The 14493-nt window shown below is 64.1% G+C and carries 13 protein-coding genes; 8 read left to right on the top strand and 5 right to left on the bottom strand.

Annotated elements, in window-relative coordinates:
- Window positions 1–180: 180 nt before the first annotated feature.
- Window positions 181–1458: a phosphoribosylamine--glycine ligase gene (gene purD / locus DTX69_RS21860; protein ID WP_119303706.1), complete on the bottom strand. Its 1278-nt coding sequence runs from the start codon at window positions 1456–1458 to the stop codon at window positions 181–183.
- A gap of 60 nt (window positions 1459–1518) precedes the next feature.
- Here purD and xseA point away from each other — a divergent pair, with 60 nt between their 5' ends.
- From xseA to DTX69_RS21835, 5 genes are all read left to right on the top strand, one after another.
- On the top strand, window positions 1519–3006 hold the full coding sequence (gene xseA, locus DTX69_RS21855) for an exodeoxyribonuclease VII large subunit (protein WP_119303705.1): 1488 nt from the start codon (window positions 1519–1521) through the stop codon (window positions 3004–3006).
- Between the two features lie 233 nt (window positions 3007–3239).
- The gene (locus DTX69_RS21850) at window positions 3240–4052 is read left to right on the top strand and encodes a M23 family metallopeptidase (protein WP_284735982.1); all 813 of its coding nucleotides are present in this window, start codon (window positions 3240–3242) and stop codon (window positions 4050–4052) included.
- A 171-nt stretch (window positions 4053–4223) separates the two neighbouring features.
- Entirely contained in the window at window positions 4224–5312 is a 1089-nt protein-coding gene (locus tag DTX69_RS21845; protein ID WP_119303703.1) for a LysE family transporter, read from the top strand.
- On the top strand, window positions 5309–6229 hold the full coding sequence (locus tag DTX69_RS21840; RefSeq protein ID WP_119303702.1) for a cyclase family protein: 921 nt from the start codon (window positions 5309–5311) through the stop codon (window positions 6227–6229). Before DTX69_RS21845 ends, DTX69_RS21840 begins: the two co-directional genes overlap by 4 nt.
- A 237-nt stretch (window positions 6230–6466) precedes the next feature.
- Window positions 6467–6865: a hypothetical protein gene (locus DTX69_RS21835; protein WP_162917445.1), complete on the top strand. Its 399-nt coding sequence runs from the start codon at window positions 6467–6469 to the stop codon at window positions 6863–6865.
- A gap of 21 nt (window positions 6866–6886) precedes the next feature.
- On the opposite strand, the gene DTX69_RS21830 is transcribed toward DTX69_RS21835, so the two are convergent.
- Window positions 6887–7684: a DUF1194 domain-containing protein gene (locus DTX69_RS21830; RefSeq protein WP_119303700.1), complete on the bottom strand. Its 798-nt coding sequence runs from the start codon at window positions 7682–7684 to the stop codon at window positions 6887–6889.
- Between the two features lie 85 nt (window positions 7685–7769).
- A complete protein-coding gene (locus tag DTX69_RS21825) occupies window positions 7770–8447 on the bottom strand; it encodes an alpha/beta fold hydrolase (RefSeq protein ID WP_284735986.1) in 678 nt (225 codons plus the stop codon).
- A gap of 512 nt (window positions 8448–8959) precedes the next feature.
- Between DTX69_RS21825 and DTX69_RS21820 the strand changes: the two genes are divergently transcribed.
- Window positions 8960–9763: an aldo/keto reductase family protein gene (locus DTX69_RS21820; RefSeq protein WP_119303699.1), complete on the top strand. Its 804-nt coding sequence runs from the start codon at window positions 8960–8962 to the stop codon at window positions 9761–9763.
- A 72-nt stretch (window positions 9764–9835) separates the two neighbouring features.
- On the opposite strand, the gene DTX69_RS21815 is transcribed toward DTX69_RS21820, so the two are convergent.
- Window positions 9836–10789 (bottom strand): serine hydrolase domain-containing protein, encoded by a 954-nt coding sequence (locus tag DTX69_RS21815; RefSeq protein WP_284735981.1) that lies wholly within the window; start codon window positions 10787–10789, stop codon window positions 9836–9838.
- A 344-nt stretch (window positions 10790–11133) separates the two neighbouring features.
- On the opposite strand from DTX69_RS21815, the gene DTX69_RS21810 reads away from it, so the two are divergent.
- Window positions 11134–12024 carry a DUF3108 domain-containing protein gene (locus DTX69_RS21810; protein ID WP_119303697.1) on the top strand — a complete coding sequence of 297 codons (891 nt, stop codon included), beginning with the start codon at window positions 11134–11136 and terminating at the stop codon, window positions 12022–12024.
- Window positions 12025–12266: 242 nt separating this feature from the next.
- A complete protein-coding gene (locus tag DTX69_RS21805) occupies window positions 12267–13979 on the top strand; it encodes a bifunctional sulfate adenylyltransferase/adenylylsulfate kinase (protein ID WP_119303696.1) in 1713 nt (570 codons plus the stop codon).
- 219 nt (window positions 13980–14198) lie between these two features.
- Here the strand turns inward: DTX69_RS21805 and DTX69_RS21800 are convergent, their stop codons facing one another.
- Window positions 14199–14393, bottom strand: a complete 195-nt coding sequence (locus tag DTX69_RS21800) for a hypothetical protein (RefSeq protein ID WP_284735980.1) — start codon at window positions 14391–14393, stop codon at window positions 14199–14201.
- Between the last annotated feature and the right edge of the window lie 100 nt (window positions 14394–14493).

Here is a 14493-nt window from a genome sequence, read left to right as displayed (position 1 = left end):
CCTTCTGTGCTACCGGCTTCCCTTTATCCGTCATCACCGGGCCGCAGAGAAGCTGCGAGACCCGGTGATCCAAATTTTCGGAAGCGCCGCTGAAGCTGACTTGGATGGCCGGGTCTTCGGTCGTCGGCGAAGGCCGACATTCGTCGGCGGGCCATGACGGAAGAGGAGGGGCCGCTCGCACTACTTCCCCTCCCGCGCGATGGCGCGCCAGGCGATGTCGCGGCGGCAGAAGCCTTCGGGCCAGTCGATCTGATCCACCAACTCATACGCCTTCGCCTGCGCCTCGCGCACGCTCTTGCCGAGCGCGGTCACTGCCAGCACGCGTCCGCCATGGGCCTCGATCACACCAGCCGCGTTCCTCTTGGTGCCGCAATGGAACACGGTTGCGTCGTCACGCTCCTCTGGAATGTTCCGGATGACGCTGCCCGACTTGGTCGAGCCTGGATAACCCTGCGTCGCCATCACCACGGTGACCGCACTGTCCGGATACCAGCGGAGCGCGAAATCCTCCAGCGTCCCGTCGACGCAGGCCTGCAGCGCCGGCACGATGTCCGACATCAAGCGCAGGCACATCACCTCGCATTCCGGATCGCCGAAGCGCGCATTGAACTCGATCAGCTTCGGCCCGTCCTTTGTGACCATGATGCCGGCGAACAGCACGCCCTTGAATGCGCGCCCTTCGGATTTCAAACCCGTGATCGCCGGACGAATGATCTCCGTCATGATGCGCGCTTCGATCTCCGGCGTCGCGACCGGCGCCGGCGAATAGGCGCCCATGCCGCCGGTGTTCGGTCCGGTATCGCCGTCGCCGACGCGCTTGTGATCCTGCGCGCTGACCATGGGAAGCACGTGCGTTCCGTCGCTCAATGCGAAGAACGACAGCTCCTCACCCTCCAGGAACTCCTCCACCACCACGCTATCGCCGGCCTGGCCGAACTGGTGGCCGACCATCATGGACTCGATCGCGGCCTCAGCTTCGCCGTGGCTCGCGCAGATGATGACGCCCTTGCCGGCGGCAAGCCCGTCGGCCTTGACGACCACCGGCAGCGGCAGCGTGCGGGCGAAGATCTTCGCGTTGTCCGCATCGAGAAAGCGTCGATAGCGCGCGGTCGGGATGTTGTGCCGCGCGGCGAGATCCTTCATGAAGCCCTTGGAGCCTTCGATCTCCGCCGCGTTTTTCCTCGGCCCGAAGGCGCGGATGCCGGCCGCCTCCAGCTTGTCCACCAGTCCCTTCACCAGCGGCGCCTCCGGCCCGACCACCACCAGGTCGATCGTCTGATCGATGGCAAACTGCGTCAGCTTGTCCAGGTCCTCCGCGCCGATCGCGACGCACTCCGCCACCGCCGCGATCCCCGCATTGCCGGGCGCGCAATAGAGCGTGTCGACGAGGGGGGATGCGGCGATTTTCCAGCACAAAGCGTGCTCGCGCCCGCCCGATCCAACCACCAGAATCCGCATGGGAATGCCGCCCCAAATGACCGTGACCTCAGCTCACCCGATAACATAGAATACCGACCCATGACAGAGATTCGCACCCAATCCATGCCGGTCACCCACAACCTTGTGGAGCTGACGGTCAGCGAGCTTTCCGCCGCTATCAAGCGCACGCTTGAAAGCGGCTTCGACCGCGTGCGCGTGCGCGGCGAGATCTCCGGCTTCAAGCGTGCCGGCTCCGGCCACCTCTATATGCAGCTCAAGGACGATGCCGCCTGCATCAAGGCCGTTTGCTGGCGCAGCGCCGCCGCCCGCATCGGCCTGGCGCCCGAAGACGGCATGGAGGTGGTGGCGACCGGTCGCATCACCTCTTATGCCGAGCGCTCCGAATACCAGCTGGTGATCGACCGGCTGGAACTCGCCGGCCTCGGTGCGCTGCTCAAGCTGCTGGAGGATCGCAAGAAGAAGCTGGCCGCCGAAGGCCTGTTCGACGCCGCGCGCAAGCGGCCGATCCCGCTGTTGCCGAACGTCATCGGCGTCGTCACCTCGCCCAGCGGCGCCGTCATCCGCGACATCCTGCATCGCCTGGAGGATCGCTTCCCGCGCCACGTGCTGTTGTGGCCGGTGCTGGTGCAGGGCGAAGGCGCGGCGCAGCAGGTCGCGCACGCCATCCGCGGTTTCAACGCGCTCCCGGTTGGCGGCAGGGTGCCGCGCCCCGATGTGCTGATCGTCGCGCGCGGCGGCGGGTCCCTCGAAGACCTGATGGCCTTCAACGAGGAGATCGTGGTGCGCGCCGCCGCCGCCAGCACCATTCCACTGATCTCCGCCGTGGGTCACGAGACCGACACCACCCTGATCGATTTCGCGTCCGACCGCCGTGCGCCCACGCCAACCGCCGCCGCAGAAATGGCGGTCCCGGTGCGCGCCGATCTGATCGCGGAAGTCACGTTGTGCGGCCATCGCCTGGCGCGCGCCGCCGCGCGCCAGATCGGTGAGCATCGCCTGATGATCGAGGGGCTGGCGCGCGGCCTGCCCGATCCCGTGCGCCTGATCCAGGAGAAGGTCCAGCAGCTCGATCACTGGATCGAGCGACGCGACAATGCCCAGCGCAGCTTCTTCGATCGCAAGCGCGATGCCTTGCATGCCTTGGCCGGCCGCCTGCGTACGCCGCGCGACCAGATCGCGGCGATGCAGAATGCGCTCAGCTACGCCGTTTCGCATCTCGTCACCTGCGTGAATGCCGCGCTTGAGCGGTCCGGCCGGCGCCTGGACAACGGCGCCACGCACCTGCGGCCCAAGCTGCTGCATGATCTGATCCAGCGCCGCGCGGATGCGCTGGCGAGCTGCGGCGCCTTGCTCGACTCCTACTCGTATGAGCACGTGCTGAAGCGCGGCTTCGCCCTGGTGCGCGACCAGGACGACCAGCCTTTGACCAGCGCCGCGGCGCTGTCCTCCGGCATGCCCGTCACCCTGCAATTCCACGACGGCCGCACCCGCGCGCTCGTCGACGGCGGCAGCGCGTCTCCCAAGCGCAAGACGTCGAAGCAGGAAAAGCAGGGGACGCTGCTGTGAGTCTCGACCCCATAGAAAACTTCCCTTCCCCCCTTGTGGGCGAAGGACGCGGAGCCTTGGCGAGCGACAGCGACCCCCGGGTCGCAAGAGCCCGAGGGTGGATGGGGGGTAGCGCGGCGAGAGCCGCGAGCGCTCGTCAGGGCGCCATTCGTCGATTGTTCAGCGCTGCATCACCCTCCATCCCAACCTTCGCCCACAAGGGGGGAAGAGGAAGAGCACTGGGGCTCAGTCTTTTGCTCGCGGCGCTTTCCTTACTCCTCACCACCCCCGCCCATGCCATCGAACTCACCGGCCAGCTCACCCAAGGCGGCTTCGTCACCGGCCGCACCACGCCCGGCGCCACAGTGCTGCTCGGTGACCGCGCGCTGATGGTCGGCAAGGACGGGCTGTTCGTGTTCGGCTTCGGGCGTGACCAGGCGCCGACGGCGCAGCTCACCATCATCCATTCCAACGGTGAGAGCGAGCAGCAGATGCTCGATATCGCGCAGCGCGAGTTCGACATCCAGCGCATCAACAACATGGAGCAGGCGAAGGTCACGCCGAACCCCGCTGACCTCGCACGCATCAAGGCCGATCAGGAGAAGATCAACGAGGTGCGCGGGGGCGCGCCGACCGAAAGCCAGGATTTCCTTGTCCCCTTCATCTGGCCGGCGCAGGGTCCGATCAGCGGCGTCTATGGCAGCCAGCGCATCCTGAATGGCGAGCCGCGCGCCCCGCATTATGGGCTCGACATCGCAGCACCGGAAGGCAGCCCCGTGGTTGCGCCCGCGCCGGGTTGGGTGCGTCTGGTCGCCAGTGACTTCTTCCTGACTGGCGGCACCATCATCATCGACCACGGCTTCGGCGTGCAGTCGGCTTTCATCCACATGAAGGCGCTACAGGCCAAGATCGGCACTTACGTCCGGCAGGGCGAGGTGATCGGCCACGTCGGACAGACCGGCCGGGCGACCGGTCCGCACCTGCATTGGGGCATGACCTGGCTGGACGTGCGCCTCGACCCGGCGTTCTGGGTGCCCGCCGACGGCAACTTGGCAGCGCAGAACTAGCAGTCGGGCACAGCGCATAAGTTCCGCATCTGTTCCCGCGTCTTGTTCCCTTCTGCCCAAGATTTCGACAGCGTCTCTTGCTATGGGTCGCTTAGCGGTCCACGCGCTCGCATCGGCGCCTTGTTTCGGCATGGCGGACGCGGCGGTTCGCATTGCCTGTGGAGATCACTCATGACGGCGAATCTCCTGACGCTCGTGACGATCGGCCTTGTTCACTTGATCGCGGTCATTAGCCCGGGCCCGAGCTTTCTCGTCACGGCGCGGACCGCGGTTGCACGTTCGCGCGCCGACGGGGTCAAGGTCGCCGTGGGCCTCGCCGCAGGATCGGTCGTATGGTCGGCGGCCGCTCTCCTCGGCCTCGACCTGCTGTTCCGCGAGTTCCACTGGCTGTTCGTCGGCGTTAAAGTGGCGGGCGCGCTGTTCCTGCTGTGGATCGCGTTCCAGATCTTCCGCCATGCCGCGGATCCCGTCGAGATGAACGAAAACGTGAGACTGGAGCGCGCGCGCAATCCCCTGCTGCGCGGGTTCCTGACACAGCTCTCCAACCCGAAAGCCGTCGTCTTCTTCGGCTCGATCTTCGTCGCGATGCTGCCGGGTGCGGCGCCCGGCTGGATGGCCGTGGCTTTGCTGGTCATCGTCACCCTGAACGAGGTCGCATGGTACAGCCTGGTGTCGATGTTCTTCGGATCATCGCCAGTACGCCGGGTCTACCTCGCCGCCAAGCGTTGGATCGATCGCGCGACCGGCGCATTGCTCGGTCTTCTCGGCCTGCGCCTGCTCTGGCGGGCGGGCGATCCCGTTCATGATGTCGTTGGCCTGGCTCTCGGGGCGATGCGCGATGTGGCCGAGATCACGGCCGGACGTGGTTCGCGCGCCGCGCGGCTGCGTGCTATCAAGGCCGATATCGCGCAGAACCTGGAAGGAGACGTCACCGCCGCCGCTCTCTCGTTGCGACATCGCATAACCCCGCGCTACGTCCGCAAGTTGTTCGAGGGCGAGAATACATCGCTGTCGAAATTTGTGCTCCGCCTTCGCTTGACTCGCGTGTACTGCATGCTGGCCGACTCCGCTTACGCGGATCGCACAATCGCGGACATCGCGCTCGCCGCCGGCTTCGGCGATCTATCGACCTTCAATCGGGAGTTTCGCCGCCGTTTTGGATTGACGCCATCAGACGTGCGCCACGGCGGGCGCCGCTTCGTCGCCATCGGGGAGTTCGCTGCAGGAGAGGGCGCATCGACTGGAGGCGTGAAGGCATGATGAAGTGCATCGCAAGTATCGCTGTGATTCTCGGCCTGTCATCGGCATCGGGAGCGCTCGCGCAGGATGGGCTGTGGGGCGTCTACGAGCAGTCACTAAAGGGCGCCAAGTACATCGACCTGACCCATATCATCGCGCCGGACATTCCGGTCTGGTCTGGCTTCGGCCCGTCGAGATTCGAGCCGGCCAAGGCCGCGGCCGATATTGAAGGATTTGCCAAGAAGGGCGAGGCCTACACCTACGCGAAGCATGGCGTTGAAGCGACCGGTTACGATCTCGCAACCGACCAACTCGGCACGCAGCTGGACCCACCGGCCCACTGGGCGCCGGAATACCCAGCGATCGACGAACTGCCGCCGACCTATGCCGTGCGCCCGCTTGTGGTGATCTCCATCGTGGAGAAGGTCGCCACGGACCCGGGATACCACCTGCAGATCGCGGACATAGAGGCTTTCGAGACGCAGCATGGCCGGATTCCGGAAGGCTCGGTCGTGTTCGTCCGATCCGATTGGTCCAAGGACTGGCCGAACCCCGAACTCTCCACGCGCAGGCCATTTCCTGGCGTGTCGCTCGACGCGCTGAAGTTCCTGCACCAGCAGCGGCGTATCCTCTTCCACGGCCACGAGCCGCTCGACACCGACACGACTCCGACGCTGGAGGGCGAATACTGGCTCATGCACAACGGCTACGCACAAGCGGAAGGCGTCGCGAATCTCACCGGCGTGCCGGCGACTGGCTGCCTGGTGACGATCGGCTATCCGAAGTTCAAGGGCGGTACTGGCAGCTATGCGCGGTACGTCGCGATCTGCCCGCCCGAGACGCGGATCGGCGTGACGATCGGTGCGAGCGATGCGCCGCTGCCCCGGTTCGACAAGCCGCTCCATTGGGACAGTTCCGCCGGCACCCGCGTCCGCTGAGGGGCATGAGCGCGACCCGACGAGATACCGGCCTCATCGGGCACCCACCTCCAGCAAGGCAAGCTGATCGGCCATGCAATGCACGGTCCCTGCCATCCTGATCGTCTGCTGCAGCTATGCGTGATTGTGCGTTCTCTCCACCCAAGTCTTGCATGAAATGCGTGGCTTGCTCACTTGCCTGAGGCGGCCTCGTTGCATAGGTGGCACCTAATCAACTTAAGCAAGTTGGAGGCGATCATGAGGCACAAGTCTCGAGACGAGATCCGCAGCATCGCAAATATCCTGCCAAGCGCGCTCAATCCTCGCCCGATGCCGAAACGCGAGCGCCTTGAGCGTTGGGCCGACGCGCTGGACCGCGAGAGAGGTCGGCTGCTGAAGACGTTGTTCAGGGTCGAGTACGTTCTCCGGGCAAGGCGGATGGCCCTGCGTGCCGATGATTCGCCATTGAGCATCGCATATAAGAATCCGTTTCTGCGTGCGGAAGGGCTCACTGGCGACGCGGTCGGAGATGCCATGGCTTTCTTCGGCATCACCGAGAGGGAACTGCACGACATTCTCTGCTTCTGTCACTATGGCGAAGCCATGCGGGCCAGCGAGGCGGCGGAACGGGTTCGCGCGGTCGCAGCGCACGCCTGACGGCGGTGGTCGGAGTACGCGCTAGTCGCGCATCCATTGCTCGCGCAGCTTCTCGCCGATGAGGCAGTCGATGCGCTTCCCGCCCGCTGGCGCGGCGGCGGGGATCACCTGGGGCGTGCGGCCGGCGATCTCGAGCACGAGCTTGCGGCGGATCGCTTCGGCGAACTGGTCGGTGGACCGCACTACGACCAGGAAGGCGCCGGCCCCGCCGATGACGCAATCCTCGTAGTAGACATCGAGATCGGGGATCGAGAAGGGGCCTCCCGGCCGCTTGATCATGATCGGGAGGCCGTTGATGGTGATTCCGGCGCTGATGACCGGCGCGCGCGCCATCTCGATGGGGATGCCCATGTTGTTGGGCCCGTCGCCCGACACATCGATCACGCGGCGCTTGGACTCATAGCCATTGTTGTCGAATTGCGGCGCGGCGAATGCGAGGCCGCCCGAGATCGAGGTGAAGCGATAGCGCTGGATCGGCGCCCGCGCGAGCTCGGCGGCAAACGCCCTGGCCGATGCTGGGCCATCAATCAGGCGCCAGTCCATCACCGTGTATTGCGAGGTCGGCCCCGCCCATTCAACGTAGGAGAGCGCGATCTTGCCATGGCGCCCCTGGGTGATGGCAGAGACGACATCGGGATGGGTGAGCGCCGCGACGTAGCCGTCGCGCTGGAGCTGCTGCTCGTCGACATCCATCGAGAGCGACACATCAACCGCGAGGATGAGCTCGAGATCGACCGGCATGTCGGCCGCCCGGACCGGGGGGAGCACTGCCGCCCACAGAACGGCCGCAAGGACAAGAGTGAACGCGCTACGCCGCATGGAATGCCTCCCTGCCGTCCGCTCCAGAGGCAAGACTAATGCGCTTCGCCCCGCTCGCCAATCACTTGGCTTTTGTCGCCCGTCCTCATTCCATCGGCTGCGGTCTTGCCTCCAGTAGGAATGGCAGGATGGCGGCCGCGAAAGCCTCCGGTGCGCCATAGGAGAGTACGTGCGTGCCGCCATCGATCACGGTCAGTCTGCCCCGAGGCAGGAGGTCCGTTACGTGCTCCGCCCAATGCTGAGGGGCGATCACATCCCGGCTTCCGCGCACCACCAGGGTCGGTGCTTGCACCCGCGGCAGCTGGTCCTCGATTCGCTCCACGAGCGCGGTGCGGACGCTTGCTACGGCACGTCGGATACCCGCCTTGGCGTAGTCGGTCCGCGAGATTCGCCCCAGCGACCGCGGCTCGCGCCAGCTGTTGACTGCCTGGCGCCAGAGGGCCCGCCATAATCGGCGGCCCGCAGGTTCGAGGCCTGGACCTTGCAGCACCAGCCGATCCACCAACTCTGGGTGGCGAACCGCCAGTTCCACGACGACGTGGCAACCCAGAGACGTCCCGATCGGAATCACACGCGACATGTTCTGTGTCCGCAGCCAAAGGGCAAGTGCATCGGCCAACTCCGGTACGGTGAGGGACCGCGCCGGTTTCGAACTCTCACCGAAGCCGGGCAGGTCGGGCGCGACCACTCTGAAATAGCGACCGAGCACGCCAGCAAGCGGCTCCACCATCCGGCTCGAAACAACCATTCCATGCACAAGCACGACGGGCGGCAGCGCCGCCGCCGACTGCGGCGAGTTGGCAGGATATCGCACGAAGGTGGCAAGCGGGCCGCTCTGCGTATAGCTGCCACGCAGATCCCAGCGGCGGGTGTCTTCCGTCTGCGGCGGTGAGCGCCGCAGGCGTTGCCACCAAGCACCTAGGGCCGCTGCTCCGGCGAGAGCGAGGCCGCAGACAATGGCAGCATGCCCGCGGCTGTTTGCCGGCTGACGTCTTGGTCCTTTGCGGGGACGGTTGGTCGGCACAGAATAGCAACACCGATGCCAGGCAACCAGTTGCTGGAGACGATCCAGGGGAAGCGCGATTCACGTTCTCGCTTGGCCGCAAGAACCGTCTCGATTCCGCTCGGCTGGATCCCGAGCGCGCCGAATCCGGGCCACCTGGTGCACACGACTTTCTGAGTCGGGAGGAACAGCAATTGATGTGATCCTGTTTTGAGTCTTGAAGCCGACGCAATTCCGCGCCTAACGGCGCTCCGGATACAGCGAGTGAGCACATGAATCCGCAATCCAGCGTGACCCTGCACACGGGGAATCCAATGCCTGTCATGGGTCTCGGCACGTGGGAGTTGACCAAGAACACGGCGGAGACCGTCCAAGCGGCCTTTGGTCTTGGCTATCGCATGATTGATACCTCCGCAGACTATGGCACCCAGCCCGGTATCGCCGAAGCCATCAAGCGGAGCGGTATGGATCGAAGCAGTGTTTACCTGGTCGCGAAGATCGAGGAAACGGACGATCCCTACGAAGCTACGCGCGAATACCTGGACGAGCTGCAATCGGAATACGCCGATCTTATGCTCATCCATCGACCACCGCCAAAGAGCGCGGGAGAGCAGCTATGGCGCGGCCTGATGCGAGCGAAACAGGACGGGCTCGCGCGCGATATTGGTGTCAGCAATTATTCTGCCGAGCAGATCGAAACCTTGATCGATGCAAGTGGTGAGGTGCCTGCAGTCAACCAGATTGAGTGGAGCCCCTTCGGCCATAGCGAAGCTATGCTGAAGTATTGCAAAGAGCGCGGCATCGTCATTCAGGCCTACAGCCCGCTCACACGCACCACACGGCTGGCAGATGACGTTCTCGCGGGCGTCGCCTCTACATATGAAAAGACCCCGGCGCAAGTATTGATCCGGTGGAACCTGGAGCGCGGCGCAGTTCCACTGCCCAAGGCCAATCAACGGAGCCACTTGGAAGAAGATATTGATGTATTCGATTTCGATATGAGCAGCAAAGACGTAGCATTGCTGACCGATCTGAACGAGCGCTATTCCGCGCTCGGTAGCCTGCCCTATGCCTAGGCTACCGCCGCGATCTGAGGACGTTCTGTCGAGTGTTATCGAGCCCCGACGCTTCCCTGGCAGTGCCGGCCGTTAGTTCGTGGTCTCCGCCTCGATGCCGTGACTCGCAAGGTCGGCAATCGCGGCGATGATCTCTCCCATAAGGGCGTGGAGATCGTCCCGGTGCCCCGTCCGGCTGGACGGCGCGTTCACGCTGGAGGTCATCACGGCGGTGAGCTCGAGACGCGGCACGACATAGAGCATCTGTCCGCCATAGCCCCAGCTATACCTGACCTCCTCTCCGGCGATCGGGCGCGTAAACCAGCCATAGCCATGGCCATCGCCGGTGTAGCGCGAGGTTGTCCACGGCTCCCACGATGCCTCGATCCAGTCCGCGGAAATCAGCCGCCGACCGTCAGGGGTCACGCCGTTCATGCGATAGAGCTCACCAAAGGCAAGCAGCGACCTTGGGCTCATCGCCATCAGGTTTCCACCGACATAGATGCCTTGTGGATCGCGCTCCCACGAGGCAATGGCGAATCCGTCAAGTGGACCGAGCCAGTCGCGCGCCAGCGCCAGTGTGGAACGCCCCGTTTGCCGCGTCAGAATCGCTGAAAGCAGGTGCGTCGAACCCGTGGAATAGATCATCCGCCCGCCCGGCTCATCCTCGAAAGGCTGCGCGAGTGCCGACCGCACCCAGTTGCCACTGCTCACCCAGGCGCCGTAGCGCGCGCCGGATGTCGACCCAAGTCCCGCCTGCATCGAAAGCAGATGTCCGATCGTGATCTTGCTCAGGCGCGGATCCGGGTTCGGCGGCATGGCATCCGCCAGCAGCGGCGCAATCGGCTGGCCGGGACCTTCGAGGATGCCCTTGTCCACGGCAATGCCGACCAGAGCGGAAATGACAGACTTGGATGCAGACATGATGCTTGTCGGGGCGGATGTCGCGTGACCGCGGTACCCACGCTCGGCCACAATCGCGCCACCGTGAGCGACAACCAATGTCTCCAGCGGTTGCAGCGCCTCGGCACGATCGAGAATGGCCATAAGCGCCGAAGCGGGCTCATCAGGGCTCGCGAGCGCGGGCGTTGCAAGGAATGCCAAAACGAAGAAAAGCGGTCGGAGCAACATGGTTCTGCTCTGGGCACTGCGTTACTTGGTATAGAGTGCTACGGAATCTCATCGTCCGCAGCACCACGACTTGATGCTGCTGTCGATCGCCAGCACCGAGATGAGCTGTGCTGCAATGGCGGTGGCCGCCAGAATACCGGGATGGGACCGAGGGCGAAAGCCGCATTGTTTAGGAGCGCCCGCTGATCTCGGGAACGTGTTTCTTCCCGAAACAGATTGTATATTATGCCATCATTCTTCGTACAGCGCGGATCGCACGCATGCTTCGCCCGACCGCACGCCTCACCTTCCTATGTGTCGGCCTCGCCCTGGCGACCGCCGCGAGCCTTTCGTCCGTGCCGGCGCGCGCGGCCACGGCCTCGCCGGCACGGGTCATCGACCTGACCTATGACGTCTATCTCGGCGGCCTCCACATCTTCACGTTCGATGTGGACATGACGCTGCAGCCGGACCAATACCGCGTGACTGCTGAAGGGGGAACGCGGGGCACGGTCGGCTGGCTGTACAAGTGGGACATGAAGCTTGCCGCCGAGGGCCTCGATCAGAACGGCCGCATCGAGCCGCGGCGCTACGTCGCCGAAACCGACTGGCAGAGCAATCAGCGCACGGTCCATCTCGGCTTTGCGGAGGGCGGTCGCTACGACCTCCAGCAGACTCCACCGCCGGAACCCGATCCCGACATCGAAGGCGGGTTGCCGGAAACGCTTCCGGACGGAATCGTCGATCCGCTGAGCCTTGCCGTCGCCGCCAGCCGGACGTTGAAGGAGAACGGCCACTGCAGCCAAACCGTGCCGGTGTTCGACGGTCGACGCCGCTTCGACTTGGTCATGCAACACGTCGATGAGGCGATGCTGCCGCCTAGCGAGTATTCGATCTATCAAGGCCCGGCTGTGCGGTGCAGCTTCAGCATGAAACGCATCTCCGGCTTCCGGAAGAGCTGGCGGTCGGGCCGCCAATGGGATGACGATTCGTCGGCGCCGCCGACGATCTGGGTGGCATCGATCCAGCAGGACCTGCCGCCAGTGCCGGTGCGCTACGATGGTGCGATCAGGCTCGGCCGCATCGTGGTCCACCTCACCAATGCGCAAGTGCGCACCGAGCCCGCCAACGCTATGCCCGATGAGCGAGCCTCGCAGCAGCGAGCACGGTAGCCATCGCGCTGCTCACGAATTTGTCAGTGCGGCGACTTCGCAGGGGCAGCAAAGCCAATCTTGTCGTCGGTACCCATAGTAGTTGCCGCACTGCCCTGGTGGCGAACAAAAGCAAGGCCTTGCCGACCTTGATAGGGAACCAGAGTAGCTAGGAATGATTGTCTCTCCTGCGCCGGCGCGGAAGCGGACCCTGGCGCGCGATAGCTTCGCCAGCAGCAGGTCTCTGCAGGGGAGATAACCACATGAAAACGCTCATCGAGCCGTACGGCGGGAAATTGCAGGTCCTGTACTTGCCCAACGGCGCCCTCGAGGCGGAACGCCGACGAGCCATTGAATATCCTTCCTGGCATCTGACAGACAGACAAATCTGTGATCTCGAGCTGTTGATGAACGGGGCATTTTCCCCACTGACGGGATTCATGTCTTGCGACGAGTATGACCGCGTCGTGCGCGACAGCCGGCTCGGAAATGGCTTGGTATGGCCAATCCCCATTGTTCTCGATGTCGATCGTGAATTCGGCGAGAAGCTGGTCCATGGCCAACGCCTTGCCTTGCGCGACCGCGAAGGTGTGCTCGTCGCCACGATGACCGTGGAATCGAAGTGGACACCGGACCTCGAACTGGAAGCACGGCTGGTCTACGGCACGACGGATTCTGCCCATCCCGGTGTGTTTCATCTGCTGCACAAGGCGAATCCGATCTATGTCGGCGGGCCCATCACGGGCATCGAACCGCCAGCCTACTATGATTTCAAGCACCTCCGGGATGATCCGGCGGCGCTGCGCCAGAAGTTCCGCAAGCGGGGGTGGTCGCAGGTGGTGGCGTTCCAGACCCGCAATCCGATGCACCGGGCTCATTTCGAGCTGACGTGCCGGGCGGCAAAAGCCTCCGAAGCCAACCTGCTGTTGCACCCTGTCGTGGGCATGACCAAGCCGGGAGACGTCGACCATTACACGCGCGTACGGTGCTACGAGCACGTCCTGCGGCGGTATCCCGAACAAACCACGATCATGAGCCTGCTGCCGCTCGCGATGCGATTGGCGGGACCGCGTGAGGCAGTCTGGCACGCCATCATTCGCCGCAACTTCGGCTGCTCGGGGTTCATCGTCGGCCGTGATCATGCGGGTCCGGGCAATGGCGGCAATGGCGTGAGTTTCTATGATCCCTATGCGGCACAACAGCTGGTCCGCAACTATCAAGACCAGCTGGAAATCGAGATGATCCCATTCGAGGAGATGATGTACGTGCCGGAACGCGGCCAGTTTGTGCCGCACAACGAAATACGCGATGGCGAGACGCCAATGACCATCTCCGGCACCGAATTGCGCCGGCGCCTGCGCGACGGCATCGAGATACCGGAATGGCTGTCCTTCCCCGAGGTGCTTGACGAATTGCGGCGCAGCTTCCCGCCGCGTCACCGGCAGGGCTTCGTGATCTTTTTCACGGGCTTGCCGAGTTCTGGCAAGTCGACGATTGCCAACGCGCTGCTTGCCAAGCTGAACGAGGACGGGACTCGGCCGGTGACGGTGCTCGACGGCGACGTTGTGCGGCGGCACCTCTCAAGCGAACTAGGCTTCTCGCGGGAGCACCGGAATCTCAATGTGCTGCGCATCGGGTATGTGGCGGGCCTCATTGCGAAGTCCGGCGGGATTGCCATTTGCGCACCGATCGCGCCCTACGAGAATATCCGGCGGCAGGTCCGCGAAATCGTGGAGGCGGCCGGTGGTTTCATCGAGGTGCATGTGGCGACACCAGTTGACGTATGCGAGAAGCGCGATCGGAAGGGCCTTTATGCCAAGGCTCGTGCCGGGCTGCTTTCCAACTTCACCGGCGTCAACGACCCCTACGAGGCTCCGATCGCACCCGACCTGCGCATCGATACTGGGGAATACACGCCCGATCAGTCCGCTCAGCAGATTTTGCTGAAGATCGAGGCGCTCGGATACATCCGGTAACGCGGCTGCGTAGGCGTCGGCCCGACCATCACCGTGATGTTTCCTGCCGAGCGTGCCGTCGAGGGACCATCTGCCGCCTAGTTGAGTGCTTCGGGTCCCTGAAGTGGAGTCCGGTTCGGACTTGCAGATGGCGTTGGAATACTTCGCTTCACATCGGGGGCAAGACGCGTGCAGGCCGGGCGTAATCCGCATGCCTGCTAAGTGCTCGCTGGCGCCTCATCATTTGTATTCGAATTGCTCGTACGCGTGCGGCCGCCCTCCGGGCGTGAGATCCAAGAGAGTCCACATCGGCTCGACCGTGCCGATATGCCGTGGATCTTGCCCCGGCTCGGCTGGCGCGAACAACAGCTCGGAGGCCCAACTCAGCCTGATCACCCCATCGGCGCCCTTGTGGAACACCGTGAGGATCGGCACCTGCTGTCCCTCCTCGTCCACAGGCCGGAAAACGCCACCTGACCAAGCAAGGCGATTTTAGGCAGAACACCTTGACATGAGCGTATATGCACCTATATAA

Source organism: Dongia deserti (assembly GCF_003574735.1).
GTDB classification, from domain to species: domain Bacteria; phylum Pseudomonadota; class Alphaproteobacteria; order Dongiales; family Dongiaceae; genus Dongia_A; species Dongia_A deserti.
Note: the sequence above shows the minus strand (reverse complement) of the source record. Positions and strands in the feature narration are given on the sequence as shown.

Excerpts from the sequence above, each read along its gene's own strand:
- DTX69_RS21840 (WP_119303702.1), top strand. The coding sequence starts at position 5,309 with ATGATGAAGTGCATCGCAAGTATCGCTGTGATTCTCGGCCTGTCATCG.
- DTX69_RS21830 (WP_119303700.1), bottom strand. The coding sequence starts at position 7,684 with ATGCGGCGTAGCGCGTTCACTCTTGTCCTTGCGGCCGTTCTGTGGGCG.
- xseA (WP_119303705.1), top strand. The coding sequence starts at position 1,519 with ATGACAGAGATTCGCACCCAATCCATGCCGGTCACCCACAACCTTGTG.
- DTX69_RS21815 (WP_284735981.1), bottom strand. The coding sequence starts at position 10,789 with ATGGCCATTCTCGATCGTGCCGAGGCGCTGCAACCGCTGGAGACATTG.
- DTX69_RS21845 (WP_119303703.1), top strand. The coding sequence starts at position 4,224 with ATGACGGCGAATCTCCTGACGCTCGTGACGATCGGCCTTGTTCACTTG.
- DTX69_RS21835 (WP_162917445.1), top strand. The coding sequence starts at position 6,467 with ATGAGGCACAAGTCTCGAGACGAGATCCGCAGCATCGCAAATATCCTG.
- DTX69_RS21820 (WP_119303699.1), top strand. The coding sequence starts at position 8,960 with ATGAATCCGCAATCCAGCGTGACCCTGCACACGGGGAATCCAATGCCT.
- DTX69_RS21810 (WP_119303697.1), top strand. The coding sequence starts at position 11,134 with ATGCTTCGCCCGACCGCACGCCTCACCTTCCTATGTGTCGGCCTCGCC.
- purD (WP_119303706.1), bottom strand. The coding sequence starts at position 1,458 with ATGCGGATTCTGGTGGTTGGATCGGGCGGGCGCGAGCACGCTTTGTGC.
- DTX69_RS21805 (WP_119303696.1), top strand. The coding sequence starts at position 12,267 with ATGAAAACGCTCATCGAGCCGTACGGCGGGAAATTGCAGGTCCTGTAC.